The sequence below is a fragment of the Burkholderia lata genome (assembly GCF_000012945.1).
Taxonomy (GTDB): domain Bacteria; phylum Pseudomonadota; class Gammaproteobacteria; order Burkholderiales; family Burkholderiaceae; genus Burkholderia; species Burkholderia lata.
Genome location: NC_007510.1, coordinates 175,587 through 201,060, shown reverse-complemented (window position 1 = coordinate 201,060; position 25,474 = coordinate 175,587). Strand labels below are relative to the sequence as shown.

Sequence of the window (25,474 nt, the reverse complement as noted above, 5' to 3'; positions counted from 1 at the left end):
CCGCACCGCAGCGGCCGCGGGACTCGGGATTTTCCCGGACCCCAAAAGCAAAACGGCGGAGCGGCTTCTTTCGAAGCACGCTCCGCCGTTTCGCGGCGAACCGTAAGACGCTCTTAGTGGAGCTTCTTCGGCAGCATCTGGCTGCGCAGGCGCTTGTGCAGGCGCTTGACGGCTGCTGCCTTCTTGCGTTTGCGGACTGCGGTCGGCTTTTCGTAGGACTGGCGTTCGCGCAGCTCAGCGATCAGGCCATTTTTTTCGATAGCACGGCGAAAGCGGCGAATCGCCACTTCGAACGGCTCGTTTTCTTTCAGAAGAATCGTCGTCATGTCGTTCCTAAATTGCTTAAACGGTCAAAAACGTAGCGGCCAAGCGCCACGCACCGGCCATCCGAGCGTCCCCACAAACTGGCGAAACGAGCGGAAATACGGCCTCGGAGGCCGGAAAAGAGAGGCGGAAAGCACCGCGAGTACGCTTCACAAGCCGCGTGCAGCGCCGCGTTTGACTGCCAGCAGACATGCCGAAAACGGCAGAGGCTTGACAGAAATCTCAATTCAGCCCGCCATCATAGCAGAGAATCACAGACAAAACCATCCTTTTGCATCTCCCGGTTCGCCGCTCCGCATGGCGCGGCCGATCGCCCCATCGAACGGGGCCGGGTGCCGCGCCTGCCCGCGGCCCGACTGGCCAAGCCGGGCGGGCCTTTCGGCCACCAACCATCCTTCCGTCCCGAATTTACCCAAACATCCCTCTAAAGTTTTCGCCGGGTGCCGCCGTCAACCAGGAAAGGCGGGGCAGCGCCAGTCGCGATAAAGCGCAACGCCGAAATCAAAACCTGTCTGTATCCCAGGCATTTTCCAAAACGAGGAAGCAAATGCTGAACATCAACACCAACATCCTTTCGCTGACGACGCAGACGAATCTGTCGGGCTCGCAAAGCGCACTGTCGCAAGCAATCAACCGCCTGTCGTCGGGCAAGCGCATCAACACCGCTGCTGACGATGCAGCAGGCCTGGCGATCTCGACGTCGCAAACGGCGGCAATCAATGCGCTGACGCAAGGTGTTGCAAACGCGAACAACGGCATCTCGATGATCCAGACCGCCAACGGCGCGCTGCAATCGACGGTCGACAACCTGCAGCGTATCCGTACGCTGGCGCAACAAGCAGGCGACGGCTCGCTGGATTCGAGCGCTCGCGCGAACCTGCAAGCGGAAGTGACGACGCGTCTCGGCGAAATCGACCGTGTCGCATCGCAAACGACGTTCAACAGCCAGACCATCCTGGGCGGCACCGGCAGCGTCACGTTCCAGATCGGCGCAGCAGCGAACCAGGTCGTTACCGTCGACTTCGGCACGGCGAACTGGAACAGCACGGGCATGAGCGTGAACACCCTGAGCGTCGCCACGCAGTCGGGCGCGCAATCGGCGATCACGGCGATCGACGCGGCACTGAAGCAAGTCAACACGTTCCAGGCAACGCTGGGCGCAGCACAGAACACGTTCCAGGCTGCGATCTCGACGACGCAAACCCAGGCAACCAACATGACCGCCGCTCGCTCGCAGATCACCGACGCGGACTTCGCGACGGAAACGGCGAACCTGAGCAAGGCGCAAGTGCTGCAACAAGCTGGTATCTCGGTTCTGGCGCAAGCGAACTCGCTGCCGCAGCAAGTCCTGAAGCTCCTCGGTTAATCGAGCAGCACGCGCGGCGGGCAACGTGCCCGCCCGCCTCCGGGCCCGGCGGCGTCGCCATGCGACGCATCGCGACGCCGCCGAAACCACTCGGATCAGAATTTTCCAGGGAGGCACGCCTCCCTCTTTGCATTGAACCGCGGCACCCCGCCGCATCGCGCACGTTGATTGCGCGGACGACCGGAGCAACGGCATGGCCACCACGACCCCCGTCAGCAGCACGGACATCACCACCCTCCTGTCGCAGGCCGGACAGTCGATCATCAGCGGTGCGACCAATTCGTCGCTCGACGTCAATTCGCTCGTCACGACGCTGGTGAACGCGAAGACGGCCGGGCAATTGCAGACCCTGCAGACCCGCCAGACGAACGACAATACGCAGCTGTCCGCGATCGGCCAACTGAAGGGTGCGCTGTCCGCGCTGCAGACCGCGCTCACCGGCCTCTCGAACGGCACCACGCTCAGCAGCCTGGCCGCGACGGCGAGCGGCAGCGGCATCGCGACGACGGTCACGAGCGGCAGCGGTGCGGTGGCCGGTTCGTATTCAGTCAATGTCACGCAGCTCGCGACCGCCAACAAGCTGACGTCGGCCGGCGTGACGTCGGCGGACACGATCTCGGCCGGCTCGCTGAGCATCACGTTCGGCAGCAACCCTGCGTTCAACGTCAACGTGGCGGCCGGCGCGTCGCTGTCCGACATCGCGTCGTCGATCAACTCCGCGTCCGGCAATGCCGGCGTCACCGCATCGGTTATCACCGGTTCGGACGGCCAGCATCTCGTGATGCAATCGAACGCCACCGGCGCGGCCAACACGATCTCGATCACGGGCACGGGCGTCAACTCGAAACTGACGTCGGGCTACACGACGGTCACCCCGGCCGCCGATGCGCAGCTGACGATCGACGGAACGCCGGTGTCGAGTGCGTCGAACAACGTCTCGAGCGCGCTGACGGGCGTCAGCCTGGCGCTGTCGCAGGCCGCCGTCGGCACGACGCAAACCATCACGCTGTCGCAGGACACGGCCGCGGCGACGACCGCGATCAACAATTTCGCGACCGCGTATACCAACTTCGTGAACACCGCGAAATCGCTGACGAGCTACGACCCGACGGCGCAAACCGCCGGCCCGCTGCTCGGCGACGCGATGATGAACACGATCAGGAACACGCTCGCGACGACGCTCAGCAGCGGCGTCACGACGGGCGGCACGACCTATGCGCTCGGCAGCATCGGCATCAACGTGGACTCGACCGGCGCGATGTCGGTCGACACCGCCGCGCTGACCACCGCGCTCAAGTCGAACAGTTCCGCGGTGGCGGCGATCTTCAACCAGACGAACGGCATCGCCCAGGCGCTCAATGCGAACATCACCTCGTACACGCAGACGTCCGGCCTGATCGACCAGCGCACCACCGCGATCAATGCCGATCTGACGAGCGTACAGGGTCAGGCCACGCAACTGCAGACCTACTCGAGCCAGCTGACCACGCAATACACCGCGCAGTTCACCGCGCTGAACACGCTGATGGCGCAGATGGCGAACAACACCCGCTACCTGACCCAGCTGTTCGGCGGCCAGAACAGCTCCGGCGCGATGGCCAACAACAAGTAAGCCTTGGCAACACCCCTTCGGAGCCGAACCATGACGAACGACACCCTGTCCCGCGCCTTCGACCTGACCCGTGCCATGCAGTCGGCGGCCGACGCACGCGACTGGGTGCGCGTCGCGGCACTCGTCGACGAACGCTCGCCGCTGCTGATGAACCTGTCCGGCGAGCAGACCCCGGACGCGCTGGACCAGGTGCGGCAGATCATGGCGATCGACGCGTCGATCACGGAGCATGCGCAGACGGACCGTGACCGCCTGGCTGCGGAATTTGCGCAGTCCCAGGAGCGGATCAAGGCCGCGAGCCAGTACCAGAAGGCCGGCATGCTGTGACCGGCCGGGCGTCTCGCCCGCCGCGCCTGTCGAATTAAAAGACGCCGCCAGTCGAGCGGACCGTTGTCGCCGTACCGTCGAGCCGCTTCAATGCGGCTTTTTTTTCGCCGGCAGGCGGGGCGCGAGCCGGATCGCGCCGGCTACGCCCGCTCCACCCGCTCGATCGCCGCACCCGTCGACGGTGCCAACGCCGCTTCCCGCCGCGGCGCGCCGCGCTCGTCACGCGCCCCCGGGCGCCGTCTCGCCGGACGCATAGCAGGCCCACATGCCGTGCAGCGCATCCTCCAGGTTGCGCGCGAAGCGCGACGCGTCGCACAGCGGCGACGCGAGCAATTGCGCGCGCAGCGTTGCCCGCAACGTCGCCAGCCGGTCACGATCGCGGGCGAACGCGACGGCCTTCGTCAGGTACGCATCCTCGTCCGTCGCGATCCAGTCGCCCATGCCCGCCGCGTGCAGCACGCTTTCGCAAATGTGCGTGACGAACCGGCCGCCCTTCATCCCGAGCACCGGCACGCCCATCCACAGCGCTTCGGCGGTGGTCGTGCCGCCCGGGTACGGAAACGGGCTCAGCGCGACGTCGATGCGGTTATACGCGGCAAAGTATTCCGCACGCGGCGACCCGCCTTCGAGGATCAGCCGATCCGCGCCGATGCCATGCCGCGCGAAGCGGTTGAGCGTCGCCTGGTTCACGTCGTCGGCGCCGAGCTCATGGGCCTTCAGCAGCAGGTGCGCGTCCGGCAGCGCGTGCAGGATGCGCGACCACAGCGCGACGACCTCGTCGCTGATCTTGATCAGCTTGCCGAAGCAGCCGAACGTGACGCCGCCATGAGCCACCATCGGCAGCGGGCCGACCGCGACATCGTACGGCGGCGGCGTGAAGCACAGATAGCTGTCCGGCAGCCGCCACGGCCGCTCGGTGAAGTGTTGCGCCTCGTCGGCGGGTAGCGTATGCGCATCGCCGATGAAATAGTCGATCGCGCGGCAACCGGTCGTCGCGAAGAAACCGAGCCAGCTCGCCTGCACCGGCGCGGGCTTGTGCCCGAAAATCGGCAGGCCGCTCCAGTCGGTATGGCCTGCCATGTCGATCAGGATATCGATGCCGTCGTCGCGAATCAGTTGCGCGGCCTCCTCGCGGCCCAGGCCGACCACCTTCTTCCAGCTCGCGAAGTTCGGCCTGAGCCGCGCGGTCACGTCGTCCTCGCCGACGAACGTCACATAGGCATGTGGCTCGATGCGCGACCGGTCGATCCGCGCCAGTACGCTTTCCAGGAAAATGCCGACCGGGTGCTGCCGCAAGTCGCCCGACACGAAGCCGACGCGCAGCGGCCGCCCCTGCGCCCGCGCGACGCGCTGCGCGCGGTCGTGCTCGAACGGATGCGCGTCGCGCTCGAGATGTTCGCCATAGCGGCGCGCTTCAGCGACCCACTCCTGCGGCTCGAACGCGGGCGAACTCGACATGTTGAACAGCATCCGCGAGTACGCGCGATGAAGGTCGTACCGGATCGCCGTGCGGAATGCGTCCAGCGCGCCGGCGAGATCCCCTTTTGCCCACAGGATGTCGCCGAGCGTCATCTGGAGCTTCAGCGGATCGATGCCGAGTTCCCGCGCGATCTCGGTGTGCTTCAGCGCCTCGTCGAGCTTCTCGAGCCGCAACAGCGCGGCGGCGAGGTTCTGATGGGCGTCGGCATCGTCGGGGTTCAGGTCGATCGCGTGCCGGTAGCTCAGCTCCGCCGCAGCCAGCCGATTGAGGTTGTGATACGCGAAGCCGAGGAAATTGTACGCATCGGCCAGTTCGGGATCGAGCTCGATCGCGTGCCGGCACGCCTGCACAGCCTGACCGTATTCGCCCTGCTGGTTGCGCAGGTCGCCGAGCCAGGCCCACGCCCGTGCATGCGCGGGATCGATCGCGATCGCCCGCTCGAGCAGTTCGACCGCCTTGTCGAACTCGCTCATGCGCTGCAGGAGCCTGGCCAATACGCAGTGCGCGTCCGCGTCGCCCGGATCGAGTCCCTCGCGCGCATGGTCGACCGCACCCCGCAGATCACCTGCCGCGCGCAGCGTCTCGCTCAGCCCCTGGTGCGCGACACGGAAGCCCGGTTGCAGCGCGATGGCGCGACGATAGGCATCCGCGGCATCGTCGAATTTCTCCTGCGCATTCAGCGCGTTGCCGAGATTGCAGTACGCATCCGCGTATTGCGGCTGGTGCGCGACCGCCTTGGCGTAGCTCGCCGCCGCCGCCTCGTGCTCGCCCAGATCCTGCAGCGCGTTGCCGAGGTTGTTGTACGCCTCCGCATAGCCGGGCCGCAGCTCGATCGCACGCGCGCAGCTCTCCATCGCAGCCGTCGGCTCGCGCGCGTCGCGCAACGCGTTGCCGAGATTGTTGTGCGCCTCCGGATAGTCCGGCCGCAGCCCCACCGCGCGACGGTAGTGCGCGATCGCGTCGTCGAGCCGGCCGCTTTCGCGCAGCATGTTGCCCAGGTTGTTGAAGTACGACGCGTCCGGCCGCGCGACGAGCGATTGCTCCATCAGCGCGATGCCCGCGTCGTACTGCTTCAGCTGACACGCCAGCAGCCCGAGGAAATGCAGCGCATCCGGCTGGCCCGGCTGCGCGGTGAGGATCGCGTCGTACAGCGTCTTCGCTTCGGCGAGACGGCCCGCCTGATGATGCGCCAGCGCGGACTGCAGCGTGTCTTGAATATCGTTCATGCTTCGTGTTCCGAGTTCGTATAGCGTTGCCACATGCCGATGAACGCCGCTTCGAGATGCGCCGCGAACCGGCGCGCGTCGCACAGCGGCGACGCGAGCAGTTGCGCGCGCAGCCCGGCGCGCAGCGTCGCGAGCGGCTCGCGGTCGCGCACCGCCGCGATCGCCTTCGCGACGTAGGCGTCCTCGCCGTCAGCGACCCATTCGCCCATGCCCGCCGCGTGCAGCACGCTTTCGCAAATGTGCGTGACGAACCGGCCGCCCTTCATCCCGAGCACCGGCACGCCCATCCACAGCGCTTCGGCGGTGGTCGTGCCGCCCGGGTACGGAAACGGGCTCAGCGCGACGTCGATGCGGTTATACGCGGCAAAGTATTCCGCGCGCGGCGAACCGCCCTCGAGGATCAGCCGGTCCGGGTCGATGCCATGCCGCGCGAAGCGCGCGGCGGTCGCGTCGCGCACGCCCTCGCGGCCGAGTTCGTGCGCCTTGAGCAGCAGCCGCGCGTCCGGCAGCGCGTGCAGGATGCGCGACCATGCGCGCACGACGTCGTCGCCGATCTTCACGAGCTGGCCGAAGCAACCGAACGTCGGATGGCCGCGCGCCGCCATCGGCAGCGGCCCGACCTCGACGTCGCAGGCCGGCGGCGTGAAGCACAGGAAGCTGTCCGGCAGCCGCCACGGCTTCTCGACGAAGTGATGCGCTTCGGCGTCCGGCTGCGTGTAGCGGTCGCCGATGAAGTAATCGATCGCGTCGCAGCCGGTCGACGCGAAGAAGCCGAGCCAGCTCGCCTGTACCGGCGCGGGTTTCCAGCCAAAAACGGCCAACCCGCTCGACTGCGTATGGCCGGCGAGGTCGACGAGGACGTCGATTTCGTCGTCGTGAATCATCCGCGCGGCCGCGTCCGGACCCAGCGCGGCGATCGAACGCCAGCCGCTCGCGTGCGGCTTCAGTTTCGCGGTGATCGCGTCCTCCTCGTCCGTGGTCACGTACACGCGCAGGTCGATGCGCGTGCGCTCGAGGTGCGCGAGCACGCTTTCCAGGAAGATGCCGACCGGATGCAGGCGCAGGTCGCCGGACACGAAGCCGACACGCAGTGGCCGCCCCTGCGCGCGCGCGGCCCGCTCACGCGGATCGTGCGCATGGCGCGTCGAACGCGCGGCCAGGTGCCGGCCGTAGCGCCGCGCGTCGGCCAGGTAGTCGGCGGGGTTCACGCAAGCGGACGCCGCCGCGCTGAACAGCAGCCGGTTCAGCACGGTCGCCGCGACGTCGTCGGCGTCGTCGCGCACCAGCGCAAGCGCATCGCGATACGCGTGGACCGCGGCATCGACGTTGCCCTGCGCGCGCAGGATGTCGCCGAGATTGACGTGCATCAACGCGGCCGGCGGGCCGGCCTGCAACGCCTGCCGGCAATACACGAGCGCCTCGTCGAGCCGCTGCAGCTTCAGCAGCACGACGGACAGGTTGTGGCACGCGCCGGCGTCCGCCGGATTCAGCGTGACAGCCGTGCGGTGGCTGGCCTGCGCCGCATCGAGCCGGTCCAGTCCGTGATACGCGTTGCCCGCGTGGTTGTGCGCGTCGGCGAGGTTCGGCGCGAGCCGGATCGCGTCCTGCGCATGCGCGAGCGCTTCCGCGCAGCGCAGCTGCCGGTGACGCACCGCGCTCAAGTTCGCGTGGGCCATCGCCATCGACGGGTCCAGCTCGATCGCGCGGCCGTAGTGCGACGCGGCGCGATCAAAGTCGCCCAGATCCTGCAGCGCGTTGCCAAGGTTGTTGTACGCCTCCGCGTAACCGGGGCGCAGCTCGATCGCACGCGCGCAGCTCTCCATCGCGGCCGCCGGCTCGCGCGCGTCGCGCAACGCGTTGCCGAGATTGTTGTGCGCCTCCGGATAGTCCGGCCGCAGCGCCACCGCGCGCCGATAGTGCGCGATCGCGTCGTCGAGCCGACCGTTTTCGCGCAGCATGTTGCCCAGGTTGTTGAAGTACGACGCGTCCGGTCGCTCGACGAGCGATTGCTCCATCAGCGCGATGCCCGCGTCGTACTGCTTCAGCTGGCACGCCAGCAGCCCGAGAAAATGCAGCGCATCCGGCTGGCCCGGCTGCGCGGTGAGGATCGCGTCGTACAGCGTCTTCGCTTCGGCGAGACGCCCCGCCTCATGATGCGCGAGCGCCGCCTGCAATGCCTGTCCTGTTCCGTCCATCTCGTCTGCTCTGCTCAATAGGGATGCGGTTCGCGTCCGAAGTCGATCAGCCTGCCGCCGTGCCCGATCATCACGGCCGACGCCGCCATCCCATCGCGCGCCATCCCGACGACGGTGTCGCGCACGCGCCACCGGTCGGAATGACGATCGCGTCGGCCGGCGCGGTGTTCAGCGCGAGGGGCGCCATGTTCCGCTGGCCGCCGGCGTGGAAATGCCCACGCACGTCACGTCACGTCGTGAGCGGCCTCACACGGATGCGCCCGGCGCGGCTTCGACGTGCTGCGCCCACATGCCGTGCAGTGCGTCCTCGAAGTGGCGCGCGAAGCGGGGCGCGTCGCACAGCGGCGACGCGAGCACCTGCGCGCGCAGCGTCGTGCGCAGCGCCGCCAGCTCGGCAGGCTGGCCGACCTGCGCGACGGCCTTCGCGACGTACGCGTCGTCGTCGTCCGCGATCCACCCGGGCAGCCGCGCCGAATGCAGCAGGCTCTCGGCGATGTGCGACAGGAAGCGCTCGCCGCGCCGGCACAGAACGGGCACGCCCATCCACAGCGCTTCGGCGGTCGTCGTGCCGCCCGGATACGGGAACGGGCTCAGCATCAGGTCGACGCGCCGGTACGCGGCCAGGTATTCGGCGCGCGGCGAGCGGCCTTCGAGGATCAGGCGCTGCGCGTCGATGCCGTGCGCCGCGAAGCGCGCGGCAAGCGCCTGCTGCTCGCGCGGATCGTCGAGATGCTCCGCCTTCACGAACAGCTTCGCGCCCGCGACCGATCGCAGCACGCTCGACCAGACCGCGACGACGTGATCGGTGATCTTCGCGAGCTTGCCGAAATAGCCGAAGGTCGGATGGCCGTTCGCGAGCATCGGCAGCGCGCCGACGTCGACAGGCTCGGCCGGCGGCGTGAAGCACAGATAGCTGTCCGGCAGATGCCACGGCCGCTCGGTGAAATGCGCGGCCTCAGTGGGCGGCAGTACGTGACGGTCGCCGATCACGTAGTCGATCGCGCGCACGCCGGTGCTCGCGAAATACCCGGGCCAGCTCGCCTGCAGCGGCGCCGGCTTCCACGCGAACAGCGGCAGGCGGTTGTAGACCGTGTGGCCCGCCGCGTCGAGCAGCACGTCGATGCGGTCCGCGCGGACACGCGCGGCCGCCGCTTCGTCGCTCAGGCCGGCAATGCAGGTCCACGTCGCGAAGGCCGGCTTGATGCGGGCGGTCACGTCGTCCTCGACGTCGCGCGTCGGGTACGCATGCATCTCGATCCGGTTCGCGTCGAGATGCTTCAGCATGCTCTCGATGAAATAGCCGACCGGATGCGCCTTCAGGTCGCCCGACACGATGCCGACCTTGAGCGGCCGCCCGGCGCGGGCGGTCAGGTCGACGAGCCAGTCCGTCCACGGCGTCGCGCACCGCGTGACGACTTCGTCGTAGCGCGCGGCCTCGGCGAGATAGGCGTCGTGGTCGAACGCTTCGCTGCAGTGGCTCGCGAACAGCAGGTTGCTGCGCGGCTCCGGCAATTCGGGGCGCAGCGCGACCGCGTGCCGGTAAGCCTCGAGCGCGGCCGGAATCTCGTTCAGGTCGAACAGCGCATTCGCAAGGTTGTTGTAGGCCTGGCCGTTGTCCGGCTTCAGCGCGATGGCCTGGCAGAACGCATCGACGGCCGTGCGGGCGTCGCCGGCGAGCCGCAGCGCGTTGCCGAGGTTGTTGTACGCATCGACGTAGTCGGGTCGCAGCTCGATTGCGAGACGGAAGCACTCGGCGGCGGCGGCATGACGGTTGTCCGCCTGCATCACGTTGCCGAGGTTGTAGTAGTACATCGCGTCCGGTCTGATCTCGATCGCCGCCATGATCAGGTCGGATGCCTCCCGATAGCGCCCGTACTGATGGCCGATCAGGCCGAGGAGGTGAAGCGCGTCCGCGTGCCGGGGATCGGTGTCGATGATCTGCCGGTACAGCGTCTCGGCCTCTTCCAGCCGGTCGGCCTGATGGTGCGCCAGCGCCTGTTCGATCGTGGCGGCGGCGGGGGAGGTGGGCATCATGAGCTATGTCGTCCTGGTAGCCAATACGGGATTCGAATCGCCGCCGGCACCGCTGCGTCGGCGCACGCCTTCGCCCGCGGACGCACGCACCGACGGTCTCCGACGTGTCCGAATTCTCCTCGCGCACGCCGCGTTCCAATTTGGCGAGCAGGTGCTGGAATTGGTCGCTATTCCCGCGACGGCAAGCCGCATCCGCGGGCGCCGCGCCGGACACCCGCGCATCCATCGAAATGCGGGGTGAAACCACCCGCTAATCCGACATTCGATCCTGGCGGCGCTCGCTAGACTCGATTCCGAAAGATGACCGGATTGCACCGTGCGGACAGCCGCGACGCGTGCGGGCCCGGTTGCCGCATCGGATGCCGGCCGCGCACGCGACCCCGGTCCGCCACGGCACTTCGTTCGGTATCACTCATAGTCCCTGGAGCCTTTTGTATGCACGAGTCATCCATCATCACCAACTCGAACGACGACCAGCTCGCCGCGCGCCGCGAACTGTTCGACCTGCTGCACGCGTATCCCGCGACCCCCGAGGAACTGGAACGCTCGCTCGGTCTGTTCGTGCGCGGTTCGCTGCTCGCGCGGATCCTGGCGACCTTCGAGGTGTATCAGAAGATCGTGCCGCTGCCGGGCTCGATCCTCGATCTCGGCACATGGCGCGGGCAGACCGCGGTGCTGTGCGAGAACTTCCGCGCGATCCTCGAGCCGCTGAACTTCCAGCGCCGCATTCACGCGTTCGATACGTTCACCGGCTACGCAGGCTTCTCCGAGGACGACTCGCGCGACCGCAAGCTGTTCTCCGACGGCACCTATTCGGTGGCGAGCGGCTACGCGGACCTGCTGCGCAAGCTGCTGTCGCTGCACGAGCGCAACAACGCGATGGGCCACGTGAACGGCAAGCACCGCGTGTGGGAAGGCGACTGTCGCGACACGCTGGCGGCGTTCGACGAAGCTCACCCGGGCGAGACGATCGCGCTTGCATGGTTCGACCTGAACGTGCCGGGCCCGACGGAGCAGGCGTTCGAAGCGGTGCTCCAGCGCCTGGTGCCGGGCGGCGTGGTCGCGGTGTGGCAGCTGATGCGCGGCCATCAGGCCCCCGCGGAAGGCATGCACTACCTGCATAAGGTGCTCGGCAAGTACCCGCACCAGATTCACCGGACGCAAGCGTATCCGTCGCTCTGCTACATGACGTTCCCCGAAGGCGGACAGGGGCGCTAATGAAGATCGCGATCCTCGGCAACGGCATTCTCGGGCTGATGACGGCCCGGGCATGGCAACGCGCGGACCCGACTGTCGAACTCGTGATCGTCGGCCCGGCACTGCGCCCGGGCTCGGCGACGCGCGCGGCGGCGGCGATGCTCAACTCATTCACCGAACTCGAAGGCGACTCGCTCGGCACGCCGCTCGACCGCTTCAAGTTCGAGCTGAGCCGCGCGGCGACTGCGGCCTGGCCGGGCGTATTTGCCGAGATCTGCACGCCGGCGCGCGAGGTCGCCCACGGGTTCGGCACGTACGTGCTCAACAACGCGGCGACCGACGCGCTCGACGACGAGAACTTCGCGGCTGTGAAGCGCTTCTGCCGCGAATTCGAGGAACCCTGCGAGGCGGTCGATCCGTCAAGCATTCCGAACTATCACCCCGACCCGCGCTATCGCGCGTTGAACGCGCTCTACCTGAAGCGCGAGGGCTGGGTCAATCCGAAGCAGTTTCTCGACGCGCTGACGGCATCCGTCGCGCAGACGGGCAACACGACGCTCGTCGACGCCCAGGTCGAGCGGCTCGACATCGCCGGCGGGCGCGTCGTCGCGGCGCGGCTCTCCGACGGCAGCACGCTCGACGCGGACCGCTTCGTCCTTTGCAACGGCGCGAACCTCGGCCAGCTGCTGCACGCGAGCGCGCCCGAGCTGCCGGTACAGCGGCTGTTCTACGGCATCGGCATGTCAATCGAGCTGCAGAGCGCGGAAAACGTACACACGCACTGCATCCGCACCACCAACCGCGGCCTCGCATGCGGCGTCTATTCGGCGCCGTACGGGCCGGACCGCACGCTGATCGGCGCCAGCAACTACATCAGCCCGGTGCCGATCGACCACGGCCACGTCGGCAGCGCGTACTCGCTGCTGAAAGCGGCGATGGACCAGATCAACAGCAAGTTCTACCGCGCGAACCTCGTCAACGTGAACGTCGGCTGGCGGCCGATGACATCCGACCTGTATCCGCTGTTCGGCGAAACCAGCGTGCGGGACCTGTGGATCCTCGGCGGCACCAAGCGGGACGGCTTCCACCTGTCGCCGGTGCTGTGCCGCGACCTCGTCGCCGCGATGCGCGGCGAGCCGATCGATCCGCGTTACGCGGAGCTTGCGCCCGAACGGCCGCTGATCCGCAACATGTCGCGCGAGGCCGCGATCGCGAAGACCGTGCGGCACCAGATCAACGCTGCGTACCAGCACGACTTCGAGCCGGCGAGGAACCGCATGGTCGAGCAGTTGCAGCGCTCGATGCGCGCGGACCTCGAAGCGCTGCACGACCGGATCGGCGCGACCGACTGGGGCATTCCGCCCGAGCTGGTCGACATGTACCGGTACGGCCACATCCCGGCATGAGCGGCACGCCCATGGAAGCGGTTGCGAAGCGGGTGGCGATCGTCCAGTCGAACTACATCCCGTGGAAGGGCTATTTCGACCTGATCGCCGCCAGCGACGAATTCATCCTGTACGACGACGCGCAGTACACGCGCCGCGACTGGCGCAACCGCAACCAGATCAAGACGCCGCAGGGCGTGCAATGGCTGAGCGTGCCGGTGAAGGTGAAGGGCAAGTATCTCCAGACGATTCGCGAAACCGAGATCGACGGCGACGACTGGGCGCCACAGCACTGGAAGCGGCTGCAGCAGAACTACGCGCGCGCGCCGCACTTCGCGGGCTATGCGGACGCGCTCGAAGCGCTTTATCTCGGCCGCCGCTACGACACGCTCAGCGAGCTGAACCGCAAGCTGCTGATGTGGATCAACCAGCAGTTGGGAATCGACACGCGCATCTCGTCGTCGTCGGACTACACGCTGAACGGCGACCGCACCGAGAAGCTGTTGAACCTGTGCATGCAGGCGGGCGCGACCGAGTACCTGTCGGGCCCGTCCGCCCGCAGCTACCTGGACGAGAACCTGTTCGCGGACGCGAACATCGCGGTGCGCTGGTTCGACTACCCGGCCTATCCCGAGTACCCGCAGCAGTGGGGCGACTTCGTGCATGGCGTCACCGTGCTCGACGTGCTGTTCAACTGCGGCCCCGACGCTCGCCAGTACGCGCTTTATCGGGGCGCGTGAAGCGATGCCGATGAACGCATCCCGTCACGCAAGCCTGCACGACGACGGCCCTGCGCGCTCGCGCGCTGCCGTCCGGCAGGACGCCTGAACGGCGCCGCGCCCGCGCCGCCGATCGCCCGTCACTTTCCGAGGAGCCTGACCATGTTCGGCCCACCCAATCTCGACTGCATTCCATTCGGCCGCCCGTTCGTGGTCGGCAAGGAGCTCTACTACATCGCGAAAGCGGTCGAGCAGGGCGGCCTCGCCGGCGACCAGGCGTTCACGAAGCTCTGCCACCGCTGGCTGGAAGCGCGCATCGGCTGCCAGCGCGCGCTGCTCACGCACTCGTGCACGGCCGCGCTCGAGATGGCCGCGATCCTCGCCGACGTGCAGCCCGGCGACGAAGTGATCATGCCGTCCTACACGTTCGTGTCGACCGCCAACGCGTTCGTGCTGCGCGGCGCGACGCCGGTGTTCGTCGACATCCGCCGCGACACGCTGAACCTTGACGAGACGCAGATCGCCGCCGCGATCACCCAGCGCACGCGCGCGATCGTGCCGGTGCACTACGCGGGCGTCGCATGCGACATGGACGTGATCGGGCAGCTCGCGGCGGACCACGACCTGTGGGTGATCGAGGACGCCGCCCAGGCGCTGCAGTCGACGTGGAACGGCAAGCCGCTCGGCAGCCTCGGCCACCTCGCGTGCCTCAGCTTCCACGAGACCAAGAACGTGATCTCGGGCGAAGGCGGCGCGCTGCTGGTCAACGACCCGCGCCTCGTCGAGCGCGCGGAGATCATCCGCGAGAAGGGCACCAACCGCAGTCAGTTCTTCCGCGGGCAGGTGGACAAGTACACATGGGTCGACGTCGGCTCGTCGTTCCTGCCGGGCGAGCTGATCGCGGCATTCCTGTACGCGCAGTTCGAGCACGCGGACGTGATCACCGCGCAGCGGCGCGCGACCGTGCAGCGCTACCAGGACGCGCTGCAGCCGCTGCACGCGGACGGGCTGATCGAGCTGCCCGCGATTTCGCTCGCCGAGCGCGGCAACGGCCACATGTTCTATTTCCTCGCACGCGACCTCGCCGAACGCACCGATCTGCTGCAGCAGATCCGCGCGGTGGGCGTGAACGCGGTGTTCCATTACGTGCCGCTGCACAGTTCGCCGGCCGGCCAGCGCTACGGGCGCTGCGGGTCCGGCATGGCGGTGACGGACCTCGTCGCCGACCGGCTCGTCCGGCTGCCGCTGTACCACGACATGACCGAAGCCGAACAGGATCGCATCCTCGAAGTGGTCTTCGATTTCTACCGCACCCGATAACGATGACGACTCCCAAACCTGGCTTGGCGCACAGCGGTTCGCGCATCTTTACGCGACTCGACCACCCGTACTACATACTCGCGCCGAATTTCCGGCAAACCTCCGGCGGGATCCGCGCGATGCACTACCTGTGCCACGCGCTGAACCTGCTCGGCCACGAAGCGTACGTCTGCACGCCGGTCGTGCATCCTGAGCTGCGCACGCCGCCGCTGACCAACGACATCGTGCAGGCGCACGCCGGCGCGAACCGCAGCCCGATCGTCGTCTACCCGGACGTCGTCACCGGCAATCCGTTCAACGCGCGCTGCGTCGTGCGCTACCTGCTGGCCGAGCCAGGCCGCATCAACGGCGAACCGATCACCCTGCAGCCGGACGACCTCATCTTCACGTTCGGGCCGTCGCTGGTGCCCGAAGAATGGAAGGCGGACCTGCTGCGCATGCCGCTGGTCGACACGCGCATCTTCAACAGCGACGGTGTCGACGACGCCCGCCGCAACGGCACGGCCGTCTTCATCAATCGTCACCTGCGGCGCGGCGGCACGCTGCATCCGGTCACCGCCGAGTCGATCGAAATCTCGACCCGCGTGCCGGAACGTTCGGCGCACGAACTCGCGGCGCTGTTCCGACAGGTCGAGTGCGTGTACATGTACGAATGGTCCACCGCCGTGTTCGAAGCGCTGCTGTGCGGCTGCCCGGTCGTATGCATCATGAATGACGCGTCGCTGCCGGAACCGTTCCGGTGGGTGATGGACGGCAAGGGCATCGCGTGGGGGCTCGACGAACACGAGATCGCCCACGCGAAGGCCACGGTTCACGAAGCGCGCAGCGTCTACCTGAAGGAAGAGGAGACGTTCTGGCAGCAGTTGCGGAACTTCGTCGAGCGGACCCAGGCCCACGCGGACAAGCTGGATGCGCAGGCCGTCGCGACGGGCGCCGCCCAGGGACAGCCCGCGACCGCGCCGCGCTCGTGCATCGCTGTCGTCACCGCCGAACCGGCCGACCACGCGCGCACCAGCCTGCGCTTCGCGCAGCCGTTCGCGCGGCTGGACCGCGAATGGGCGCTGACATTCCCTGTCACGCCAGCCGGCATCGATCCCGACGCGCTGCAGCGCGCGGACCTGATCGTGCTGCAGGGCGACACGCCGGGCCTGCTGTCCGCCGCCACGCTGGAACACCTGTTCTCGTTCGGGAAGCCGGTCGTCCTCGACATCGACGTGCCGCTCGACACCCTGCTCGCCGACCTCCCCGGCGCGGCCGACAACGCGCGCCGCAAGGCGGGCATCCGCAGCGCCGTGCAGCGCGCGCATGCGCTCGTCGTGCCGTCGGAAGCGCTGGTGCGGCAGTACCGTCATGTCAACGCATCGGTCCACGTGCTGCCGACCGACGTCGATCTCGAGCGTCTGCACCGCGCGGCGCCCGGCGTGCGCAACCACGTGAACCTCGCGGTTTCCGGCACCGGGCTCGACGGCGTGCGTCTCGAGCAGGTCCGCCAGGCGCTGGCCGAGCTCCGCCGCCGGTTTCCGGGGAAGCTCCGGGTGTCGTTCGTCGGCGCGGCGCTGCCGGCCAGCTGGGACCGCGAACCGGACGTCACGCTGATCGCGGAGCCTGCCCCTTACGACCGCTACGCCGACGCGCTGAAGCGCGCGGACCTCGACATCGCGCTGGTCGCGGCGCCGGTCACGTTGCGCGACGATGCGCCGCCGCGCGCATGGCTCGAATGCTCGGCGGCCGGCGCGGCCACGGTGCTCGTCGCCACGCCGGCGCAAGGCTGCTCGGTTGTCCACGGCCGCACGGGCTGGCTCGTCGCCGACACCGCCGACGCGTGGGTCGACGCGATCGCGCACCTGATCGAGCATCCGCAAACCCGCGCGCAACTCGCCGCGGCCGCGCAGGATGCGATCCGCGCGCAGCACGACATCGGCCGCAACGCCGCGCGCCACGGTGCGCTGTACGCGCGGCTGCTGGCGGAGAACCGGACGCTGGCGCCCGTCGCCGCGACTGCGGACGCCGCACCGCGCGGCAAGCGCCTGGTCGTGTATTCGATCGACCCGGACGCATGCGCGTCGTCGCGAATTCGCCTCACGCTGCCGTTCGGTCTGCTGAACGACGAATGGGAGCTCGTCCCGGGCTTCCGGGACGGCCAGATCGACAGCAGCGCGCTGGCTACGGCCGACGCCATCCTGCTGCACCGGCTGACGCCCGGCATGCTGACGGGCAACGACCTGTATACGATCTTCAAGCATGAAAAGCCGGTGATCTACGAGACCGACGACCTGCTGACCGACCTGCCGGCCGCGCATCCGCTCGCCGCGCAAGGCGGGATGGCCCGCGCGGGGATCGAGCTCGTGCTGCGCAACGCGGACGCCGTGGTCGTATCCACGCCGTTCATCGCCAGCCGCTACCGGCTGTCGCACCCGCGCGTTCACGTGCTGCCCGACAGCGTGGACTTCGACCGGTTCTACCGCCCCGTGACGGCGCGCGGCGACGACTGCGTGACGATCGGCATCGCCGGCGCGTCGCTGCGCGCCGACAACTTCGCGCTCGTCGACGCGGCGCTGCAGGCGATCTGCACGCGCCATCCCGGCAAGGTCAGGGTGAGTTTCGTCGGCACGGACGTCCCGCCGGGCTGGGCCGGCCACCCGGCCGCCGGGTGCGAGCCCGAGCTTCACGACTACGACGCGTACGCACAACGCCTGCCGGAACGGCGCTGGGACATTGCGCTGCTGCCGCTCGCCGACCACGACTACAACGCCGGCACGAGCACGATCCAGTGGCAGGAATACGCGGCGGCCGGCATCGCCTCGATCGTCAGCGACCGGCCAGCCTATCGCTTCGCGCTGCACGACAGCTGCGACGGCCTGCTGGTCCCGGATGCGCCGCAGGCCTGGGTCGACGCGCTCGATCGGCTGATCGCGAACCCGGCGCTGCGCCGCGGGCTCGCGCGCACGGCGCAGGCGAAGGTCCGCAAGCATCACGCGCTGCAGCAGGCGCTGCCGCGCTATCGCCATGTGTATCAGCAGTGCATCGACAAAGGCGCGATCGGCAACCCGCCCGCCCGGCCGGATGCGCCGATCCCCGGCGCGCTGATCCTGGACGCAGAGGGCGACCTCGACAAGGTCCGGCTGAGCCTGCAGGAAATCGCAAGGCGGCCGGAACAGGATCTGCTGGCGGTCGTGCTGACCACGTCGCAGGCGCCGCTGCCCGAATGGACCGACAAGGTGCGCTATCTGCACGCGCCCGCGCACGAGTACACGGCCACCGTCGAGCAGCTCTGCGCACTGCCGGCGTTCGACTGGACGCTGATCGTCGAGGCGGGCGACGGGCGGGCTGCGCAGGCACGCACGCACGCCGATGCCGCGATCGCGTAGTTCGGCGCGTGCCGTGCCGCTTGCCTGACGCTGGCGGCCCGGCGCGCTATCCCGGCAGCACGCCCTGTGCTCAGTTGCTCGAACAGCCGCCGCAACTGCTCGAGCTGCATGAGCTCGACGCTCCGCACGAACTCGAACTGCTGCTGTCCCCGGCGCCCGAGTCGAACGACCCGCTCGACCCGCCGGTATTCACGGCGACGGGCGGCGGCGCCATCAGCACTTTCGAATGCACGGCCCACACGGTGCCGGCGAGCGCGCCGGCGCCGAACAACGCGGCCGTCCACAAGAGCCCGTCCGGCGTCGCGCGGTCGCCCCGGCGTTGGTCGCGGTGCGCGTCGAGCGCCGCCTCGCCGCCGCGCGTCATGCCGCCGCGCCCGAAGCCGGGCAGGCGTCCGACCATGAAGTGGTACGCGACCATGAACGCCGTCATGACAATCATCAGCAGCAGCACGGGCCGGCCGCGGGTCAGGCCGACCGCGAGCTTCGCCGCGCCCGCGCCGAACACGAGCAGCAGGATCGCGCGCGCGGCCATCCGCGTCGCCCGCATCTCGCCCGGCGCCCAGAGCCAGCCTTTGCGCTGCAACGCTACGGCGCAGTCGGCTTCGCGCCACGCGAGACGCTGACGAAACGCGTGGCAGCTCGTCTCGCCGCCGGGTTGCCTCTTCAGCCATTCCCAGTCGGCGCCATACGCGCCTGCGTGTCGCGGATCGCCGATCCGCACCCGCGCGCCGTGGACCTTGCTCATCCGCAGCTCGATCGCACCGGCATGCGCGAGCGACAGCATCGCGACCTGCGCCATCCGCGCGCCGCCGCCCGCGAGATATGCCGCTTCCTCCGCGCTCAGGTCGGGCGACGATTCGGGGGCGCGCGTTCCCCACGCACGGTGGCGGTATTCGATCCACTGCAGGCTGGCGATCAGCAGCAGCGCGGCGATGCAGAGCGGCACGTAGAACAACCCGAGAAAGTCCGGCCCCGAGAAGTCCAGCACATTGAAATCGCTCGCGCTCGCGCAGGTCGCCGCGACGCTGATCGCCGCCGTCGGCCACGCGAACTTCGCGAAGCGCCGCCAGCGTCGCGGGCGCGCGGCGGGCGCGCTCGACGGGCCGTCGCGCAGTCCTGCGCGCTGCACCGGGGCGTCGGCGGCCACGGCCGGCTCGGCCACGGGGCGAGGCCAGATCGCTTCGGGCGGCTCGCAGCCGAACAGCCTGCGGTAGCTGTCAAGCGTCTGCCGGTAGTGCCGCGCGTACTGCGCGGCTTCGTCCGGCGCGCCCGTGCCGGGCATGTGATGCAGCCGCGCGCGCAGCACGCCGGCGCAGAAGACGTCCCAGTATTCGAGCGTGTATTGCAGGTGGAAATGCCACGCGGCATCGACCGCGACCGACGGCGTGACCGGATGTCCGGCCGCCTGCGCGAGAAACGCGAAGCGCTTGTATTCGTCGATCACCGCCAGCGCGTGCGCATGCGACCAGCCTTCGGCTTCGGCAAGGCGCCGGCTGTACGGCAGCGGCGCGGTCGGGTCGTCGGGGGAATAGTCGTGCAGACGCGCGAGCAGCGCCTGCTGCGCATCGGTCAGCGCGCGGGTATCGACTGCGGTCGAGGGAGACGGGATGGCAGCCATCGGGGGTCGGCGCGATGCGCGGACGGCCGCCGCGATCGTCGCTTGGAGTTGTCGTTGCGGGCGATTCTCGCACAACGGCAAGGCAACACGGCACCGGCACGCCGGCTGCGTCCGGGGCATCCGGGGCGGCCGACGCGTTCGCCGGCCCGCGCGTCAGAAATCGAGCTGCGCCAGCGTGATGCCGAGCGCGGCCGCGATCTTCCTGCGCACCGACTTGCGCAGCTTCTCGCGCTTCTCGCGTTTCGCGTAGTCCGAGCGACTGATGCCGATCCGCTGCGCGACCTCGGCCCGCGTCAGCCCGAGATACTCGCGCCACGCGCGCGCGGGCGAACTGCCGTCGAACACGGCGCGCGTCACGACTTCATGCGGAACCGGATCGGGCGTGATCCGCTGCTGCGCGACATAGTCGGCGTAAGGAATCACGACGAAGGCCGGCGTACCGTCCGGCCCGTTGATGAACTGAACGGGGAGTGATTTGCTCATGCGGTGATCGCCGCCCGCGATGCGGCGCGGCTATTTCTCGTTTCGGTCGACATTTTCAATCGGCGCCGTCAGACGGGCTTCGAGCACGTCGAACCGGACCGGCGAACGACTGAGCCGGATCGGATGCGCATGCGATCGAAAACCGCTAACCGGCCGGGATATTACTGCAAACGGGAAAACGACGAAGCGATGAAACCGCAGAGTGCCTGAACAGGCATGTTTTGGCGCGCCCGGCTGGGATCGAACCAGCAACCCCTGCCTTCGGAGGGCAGTACTCTATCCATTGAGCTACGGGCGCCTGTGACAGTGAAGCGACCCCAATATACAGGCCGCCCACGATGGGCAAGACGGCAAGGATACCCGGTTTCCCATGACGCGTCCACCTTGCCCGACGAATCCCCGCCGGGCCACGCTGCGTGCGGGTAAACACGCGCCATCGCACCGCTCGCCGTGATGTAAACGTTCCGTCTATAATCGACCGGGCTTCATTGGACTGCCATTTGCCGTTGCACCGCGCTCACAATTCCTAATCATGGAGACGAGGCAAGCATGAGCGAAGCACCCCACGAATCTCCCGTCAAAACCCCCGGGCAGCTGATTGCCGTCATCATCGCGTCGTTCGCGATTCCGATCATCCTGATCGTCCTGTTCGCCAACTATGCGAACCATGCGTTCCGTTACGGCGCCGGCACGGACGCGCTATCCGACGAACAGGTTGCCGCACGTGTCGCCCCGCTCGCCAAGGTCGACGTGAAGGACGCCAACGCGCCCCGCACGTACAAGACCGGCGAGGAAGTCTACAAGGCCGTCTGCGTGACCTGCCACGGCACGGGCGCCGCCGGCGCACCGAAGTTCGGCAACAAGGACGACTGGGCGCCGCGCATCTCGCAAGGCTTCGACACGCTGCTGAAGACGGCGCTCGCCGGCAAGGGCGCGATGCCGCCGCGCGGCGGCACGAGCCCCGACGACGTCAGCGACTATGAAATCGCCCGTGCGATCGTCTACATGGCGAACAACGACGGCGCGAACTTCCCCGAACCGGCCGCACCGGCCGCCAACGCGGCGCAGCTCGCCAGCGGCGCCGCAGCCGCGTCGGGCACGGCGGACGCCGCCAGCGCGCAAATCGCCGCGGCCCAGGCCGCGATCGCTGCGATCCCGAAGGCCGGTGAAGCGCCCGCGGCTGCGGCTGCCCCGGCCGGCGCCGACGCCGGCAAGGCGCTGTACACGTCGACCTGTCAGGCCTGCCACGCGGCGGGCGTGCTCGGAGCGCCGAAGTTCGGCAGCAAGGAAGACTGGGCGCCGCGCCTGAAGGACTCGATGGATACGGTCTACAACTACGCGCTGCACGGCAAGGGCGCGATGCCGCCGAAGGGCGGGTCGAGCGCGTCGGATGCCGATGTGAAGGCCGCCGTCGACTACATGGTCAACGCGTCGAAATAACACCGGCCCGGCCGTGCAGTAAAAAACCCCCGCGACGCCTACGCATCGCGGGGGTTTTGTTTTGTCGTTTTGTCGGCGCTCCACCGGAACGCTCGGCATCACTTCTGCAGCAACGCCTTCAGGCTCGCGAGCCGGTCCTTCGGCGACATCGGCGCCTCTTCCGGCGTCGGCGGCGGCGCCTCGTCGAGCCCCATCTCCGGGATGAAGCGCGACGGTTCGCACACGACCGTCTCGCGCGCCCGCTTGCGCTTCTTGCACCAGTTCAGGTGCAGGCTGCGCTGCGCGCGCGTGATCGCCACGTACATCAGCCGGCGCTCCTCCTCGATCCGCTCGTTGTCGATCGGGCCGTCGTCCTCGGAGCCGCCGCGGTGCGGCATGATGCCTTCCTCGACGCCGACCAGGAACACGTGCGGATACTCGAGCCCCTTCGACGCATGGACGGTCGACAGCCGCACGGCGTCCGGGTCCTCGTCCTTGCCCTCTAGCATCGACATCAGCGCGACGGTCTGGATCAGGCCGAGCAGGTTCTTGCCCGTATCGGCGAGGCCGTCCGCGTTGTGGAAGCCTTCCGCCTCGCCGTCGACGGCCGCCGTCTCGGGCTTGGTGCCCTTGCGCTTCAGCCATTCGAGAAATTCGAGCACGTTCTGCCACTTCGACTGCGCCTGCCGTTCGTCGAACGCGTCATACAGGTACGCCTCGTAGTGGATCGCCTCCATCATGTCGTCGAGCACGGCGGTGGCAGGATCCTTGTCCGCGCGCTCGGTCAGGCGCTGGATGAAGTCGCAGAACATCCGCAGCGGCTCGACCTGGCGCGCGGACAGCCGCGCCTCGATCCCGCCCATGTACACGGCCTCGAACAGCGACACCTTCGCCTGGCCCGCGAACGAGCCGAGCGCTTCGAGCGTCGTGTTGCCGATCCCGCGGCGCGGCGTGGTGACCGCGCGGATGAACGCGGGATCGTCGTCGGCGTTCGCGATCAGCCGCAGGTACGCGCACAGATCCTTGATCTCGGCCTTGTCGAAGAACGACTGGCCGCCGGACAGCACGTACGGGATCCGCTCGCGCCGCAGCACCTGCTCGAAGATCCGCGCCTGGAAGTTGCCGCGATACAGGATCGCGTAGTCGCGGAACTGCGCGCGCCGCTCGAACTTGTGCGCGGACAGCCGGAACACGACCGACTCGGCTTCATGCTCTTCGTCGTTGCACGGCGTGACGGTGATCGAATCGCCCATCCCGTGCTCGGACCACAGCTTCTTCTCGAACAGTTTCGGGTTGTTCGCGATCACGTTGTTCGCGGCGGTCAGGATGCGCACCGTCGACCGGTAGTTCTGCTCGAGCTTGACCAGGTGCAGCTTCGGGAAATCCTTGCCGAGCTGCGCGAGGTTCTCGAGCGTCGCGCCGCGCCAGCCGTAGATCGCCTGGTCGTCGTCGCCCACCGCCGTGAACGCCGCGCGCGGGCCGGCGAGCAGCTTCAGCAGCTCGTACTGGCACGCGTTGGTGTCCTGGTACTCGTCGATCAGCAGATAGCGCAGCTTGTTCTGCCAGCGGTCGCGCACCTGCTCGTTCTTCGCGAACAGCTCGGCGGGCAGGCGGATCAGGTCGTCGAAGTCGACCGCCTGGTACGCATGCAGCGTCGCGACGTAGTTGCGGTAGACCAGCGCGGCCTGGTGCTCGTCCTCGTTGGCCGCGATCGTCATCGCCTCGTCGGGCATGATCAGGCCGTTCTTCCACAGCGAGATGGTGCTCTGGATCTTGCGGATCAGGCCCTTGTCGGTCGTGCCGATCTGCTCCTGGATCATCCCGAAGCAGTCGTCCGAATCCATGATCGAGAACTGCGGCTTCAGGCCGACGTGCTCGGCCTCCTGGCGCAGGATCTGCACGCCCAGCGAGTGGAACGTGCAGACGGTGAGCTGGTTGACGGGCACCTTGCGGCCTTCCTTGCCGGGCGTGGTGAGCGTCTTGCCCTCGAGCAGCTTCGACACGCGCTCGCGCATTTCGGCGGCCGCCTTGTTCGTGAACGTGACGGCGGCGATGTGGCGCGGCTCGAAGCCTTTCGCTTCGATCAGGTGCGCGATCTTCTGCGTGATCACGCGGGTCTTGCCGCTGCCCGCGCCGGCGAGCACGAGACAGGGACCGTCGAGGTAGCGCACCGCTTCGTTCTGGGCGGGATTCAGGCCTGCGGACATGATGGCGGATGGTGTTGCGGTTGACGGCGGAACGCCGGGAGGATGCCGTGCGCGGCGGGCTGGCGAAGCAGGCGGACACGCGGGCAGGACGCGCATGTTAACACGTCGGCGGCGCGCTTTTCGGGAGCGCCGCCGGACGGGGCTGCGCGGGCCGACCGGCCGGCCGCCCCCTGTCCGTTCGGCCAATCCGGCCCCGTTCGCGCACCGATCGGCCACAATATGTCCACGCCGGCGCCGCCCCGCGCCGGCCCGTTTCCATCACCTGAACCGCCACCGGATCGACCTCATGGGATACCCGTTCGCCACCGCTGCCCTCGGCCCGCTGCTGTTCGCGCAGGGGCGCTACGTGCGCCGCGTCACGCCGCGGCTGCCCGAGGCGGCCGGCCCGCGCGACGGCGTGGCGGGCGACGGCCCGCCGCTGCGCGTGCTGGTGGTCGGCGATTCGGCCGCCGCGGGCGTCGGCGTCGCGACGCAGCGCGACGCGCTATCCGGGCAGTTGGCGAACGCGCTCGCGGCCACCCACCGCGTGAGCTGGAAGCTGCTCGCGCGCACCGGCCTGACCACGCGGGAGCTCGTCGACTGGCTCGCCGCCGAGCCGGCCGAGCCGTTCGACGTGGCCGTCACGTCGCTCGGCGTCAACGACGTGACGGGCGGCGTGCCGCCGGCCCGCTGGCAGGCGCAGCAGGCCGAGCTCGTCCGGCTGCTCGCCGCACGCTTCCGGGTCGGGCACGCGATCCTGTCGGCGGTGCCGCCGATGGAGCGCTTTCCGGCGCTGCCGCAGCCGCTCGCGTGGTATCTCGGGCTGCGCGCGAAGCGGCTCAACACGGCGCTCGCCGGATGGGCCGCCACGCAGCCGCACTGCACGTTCCTGCGCGTCGAGCTGCCGCTCGAGCGCCGCCTGATGGCCACCGACGGTTTCCATCCCGGCGAAACCGCCTGCGCCGTATGGGCCGCACAGGTCGCCGCCGCCGTGCGGCGACAGGCAGCGGCATGACGCCGGGCGGCGCCCCAGCGCCGGCCGTTCACCGTGCAAGCCGACAGGCAACCCGGCGCGGGCGTCCAGCAGGCCCGCGCAAAATGCCGGCTTTCCTTGCGCAAACGCCGCATCGCGACGCGCGTTTCGCCCGAACGCGCCAGTGCAAGCGGCGGCGCCATGCCAAAATAGCCGGTCGTCTTCGCGCCGTCTCGGCGCAC

18 protein-coding genes and 1 tRNA gene are annotated in these 25,474 nt (G+C 68.5%); 11 read left to right on the top strand and 8 right to left on the bottom strand.

Translation table 11 applies throughout. From position 1 onward, the window contains the following. Positions 1-113: 113 nt before the first annotated feature. Positions 114-326, bottom strand: coding sequence for a 30S ribosomal protein S21 (gene rpsU, locus BCEP18194_RS06775; RefSeq protein WP_006401410.1), 213 nt, complete (start codon positions 324-326; stop codon positions 114-116). A 545-nt stretch (positions 327-871) separates the two neighbouring features. Between rpsU and BCEP18194_RS06770 the strand changes: the two genes are divergently transcribed. From BCEP18194_RS06770 to BCEP18194_RS06760, 3 genes are all read left to right on the top strand, one after another. Continuing rightward, positions 872-1,690, top strand: a complete 819-nt coding sequence (locus tag BCEP18194_RS06770) for a flagellin domain-containing protein (RefSeq protein WP_011350581.1) — start codon at positions 872-874, stop codon at positions 1,688-1,690. A 193-nt stretch (positions 1,691-1,883) separates the two neighbouring features. Continuing rightward, complete coding sequence (gene fliD, locus BCEP18194_RS06765) at positions 1,884-3,302, top strand: flagellar filament capping protein FliD (protein WP_011350580.1); 1,419 nt, start codon at positions 1,884-1,886, stop codon at positions 3,300-3,302. Between the two features lie 30 nt (positions 3,303-3,332). Then, positions 3,333-3,629: a flagellar protein FliT gene (locus BCEP18194_RS06760; protein WP_011350579.1), complete on the top strand. Its 297-nt coding sequence runs from the start codon at positions 3,333-3,335 to the stop codon at positions 3,627-3,629. Between the two features lie 219 nt (positions 3,630-3,848). On the opposite strand, the gene BCEP18194_RS06755 is transcribed toward BCEP18194_RS06760, so the two are convergent. The 3 genes from BCEP18194_RS06755 to BCEP18194_RS06745 form a co-directional block, all read right to left on the bottom strand. Continuing rightward, a complete protein-coding gene (locus BCEP18194_RS06755) occupies positions 3,849-6,335 on the bottom strand; it encodes a tetratricopeptide repeat protein (protein WP_011350578.1) in 2,487 nt (828 codons plus the stop codon). Next, positions 6,332-8,530 carry a tetratricopeptide repeat protein gene (locus BCEP18194_RS06750; protein ID WP_011350577.1) on the bottom strand — a complete coding sequence of 733 codons (2,199 nt, stop codon included), beginning with the start codon at positions 8,528-8,530 and terminating at the stop codon, positions 6,332-6,334. Before BCEP18194_RS06750 ends, BCEP18194_RS06755 begins: the two co-directional genes overlap by 4 nt. Before the next feature lie 246 nt (positions 8,531-8,776). Next, positions 8,777-10,564 carry a tetratricopeptide repeat protein gene (locus BCEP18194_RS06745; RefSeq protein WP_011350576.1) on the bottom strand — a complete coding sequence of 596 codons (1,788 nt, stop codon included), beginning with the start codon at positions 10,562-10,564 and terminating at the stop codon, positions 8,777-8,779. On the opposite strand from BCEP18194_RS06745, the gene BCEP18194_RS41110 reads away from it, so the two are divergent. The 6 genes from BCEP18194_RS41110 (at position 10,563) to BCEP18194_RS06720 (ending at position 18,553) form a co-directional block, all read left to right on the top strand. After that, positions 10,563-10,805: a hypothetical protein gene (locus BCEP18194_RS41110; RefSeq protein ID WP_157687157.1), complete on the top strand. Its 243-nt coding sequence runs from the start codon at positions 10,563-10,565 to the stop codon at positions 10,803-10,805. The genes BCEP18194_RS06745 and BCEP18194_RS41110 overlap by 2 nt on opposite strands. A 194-nt stretch (positions 10,806-10,999) precedes the next feature. After that, complete coding sequence (locus BCEP18194_RS06740; protein WP_011350575.1) at positions 11,000-11,782, top strand: class I SAM-dependent methyltransferase; 783 nt, start codon at positions 11,000-11,002, stop codon at positions 11,780-11,782. Next, positions 11,782-13,167 carry an NAD(P)/FAD-dependent oxidoreductase gene (locus tag BCEP18194_RS06735; RefSeq protein ID WP_011350574.1) on the top strand — a complete coding sequence of 462 codons (1,386 nt, stop codon included), beginning with the start codon at positions 11,782-11,784 and terminating at the stop codon, positions 13,165-13,167. The genes BCEP18194_RS06740 and BCEP18194_RS06735 overlap by 1 nt, the downstream gene beginning before the upstream one ends. After that, positions 13,164-13,886: a WbqC family protein gene (locus BCEP18194_RS06730; protein WP_011350573.1), complete on the top strand. Its 723-nt coding sequence runs from the start codon at positions 13,164-13,166 to the stop codon at positions 13,884-13,886. Before BCEP18194_RS06735 ends, BCEP18194_RS06730 begins: the two co-directional genes overlap by 4 nt. Before the next feature lie 141 nt (positions 13,887-14,027). Next, positions 14,028-15,185 carry a dTDP-4-amino-4,6-dideoxygalactose transaminase gene (rffA, locus tag BCEP18194_RS06725; RefSeq protein WP_011350572.1) on the top strand — a complete coding sequence of 386 codons (1,158 nt, stop codon included), beginning with the start codon at positions 14,028-14,030 and terminating at the stop codon, positions 15,183-15,185. Positions 15,186-15,187: 2 nt separating this feature from the next. Continuing rightward, positions 15,188-18,553, top strand: coding sequence for a glycosyltransferase family protein (locus BCEP18194_RS06720; RefSeq protein ID WP_011350571.1), 3,366 nt, complete (start codon positions 15,188-15,190; stop codon positions 18,551-18,553). Positions 18,554-18,623: 70 nt separating this feature from the next. On the opposite strand, the gene BCEP18194_RS06715 is transcribed toward BCEP18194_RS06720, so the two are convergent. The 3 genes from BCEP18194_RS06715 to BCEP18194_RS06705 form a co-directional block, all read right to left on the bottom strand. Then, on the bottom strand, positions 18,624-20,171 hold the full coding sequence (locus tag BCEP18194_RS06715) for a TIGR04222 domain-containing membrane protein (RefSeq protein WP_041492715.1): 1,548 nt from the start codon (positions 20,169-20,171) through the stop codon (positions 18,624-18,626). 153 nt (positions 20,172-20,324) lie between these two features. After that, positions 20,325-20,654: a helix-turn-helix domain-containing protein gene (locus tag BCEP18194_RS06710; protein WP_011350569.1), complete on the bottom strand. Its 330-nt coding sequence runs from the start codon at positions 20,652-20,654 to the stop codon at positions 20,325-20,327. Between the two features lie 222 nt (positions 20,655-20,876). Further along, a tRNA-Arg gene (locus BCEP18194_RS06705) sits at positions 20,877-20,952 on the bottom strand. A 251-nt stretch (positions 20,953-21,203) separates the two neighbouring features. On the opposite strand from BCEP18194_RS06705, the gene BCEP18194_RS06700 reads away from it, so the two are divergent. Then, positions 21,204-22,094: a c-type cytochrome gene (locus BCEP18194_RS06700; RefSeq protein ID WP_011350568.1), complete on the top strand. Its 891-nt coding sequence runs from the start codon at positions 21,204-21,206 to the stop codon at positions 22,092-22,094. A 98-nt stretch (positions 22,095-22,192) separates the two neighbouring features. Here BCEP18194_RS06700 and BCEP18194_RS06695 read toward each other — a convergent pair whose 3' ends face one another. Beyond that, positions 22,193-24,280 (bottom strand): UvrD-helicase domain-containing protein, encoded by a 2,088-nt coding sequence (locus tag BCEP18194_RS06695; RefSeq protein ID WP_011350567.1) that lies wholly within the window; start codon positions 24,278-24,280, stop codon positions 22,193-22,195. A gap of 286 nt (positions 24,281-24,566) precedes the next feature. On the opposite strand from BCEP18194_RS06695, the gene BCEP18194_RS06690 reads away from it, so the two are divergent. Then, entirely contained in the window at positions 24,567-25,274 is a 708-nt protein-coding gene (locus BCEP18194_RS06690) for an SGNH/GDSL hydrolase family protein (RefSeq protein ID WP_011350566.1), read from the top strand. Positions 25,275-25,474: the final 200 nt, after the last annotated feature.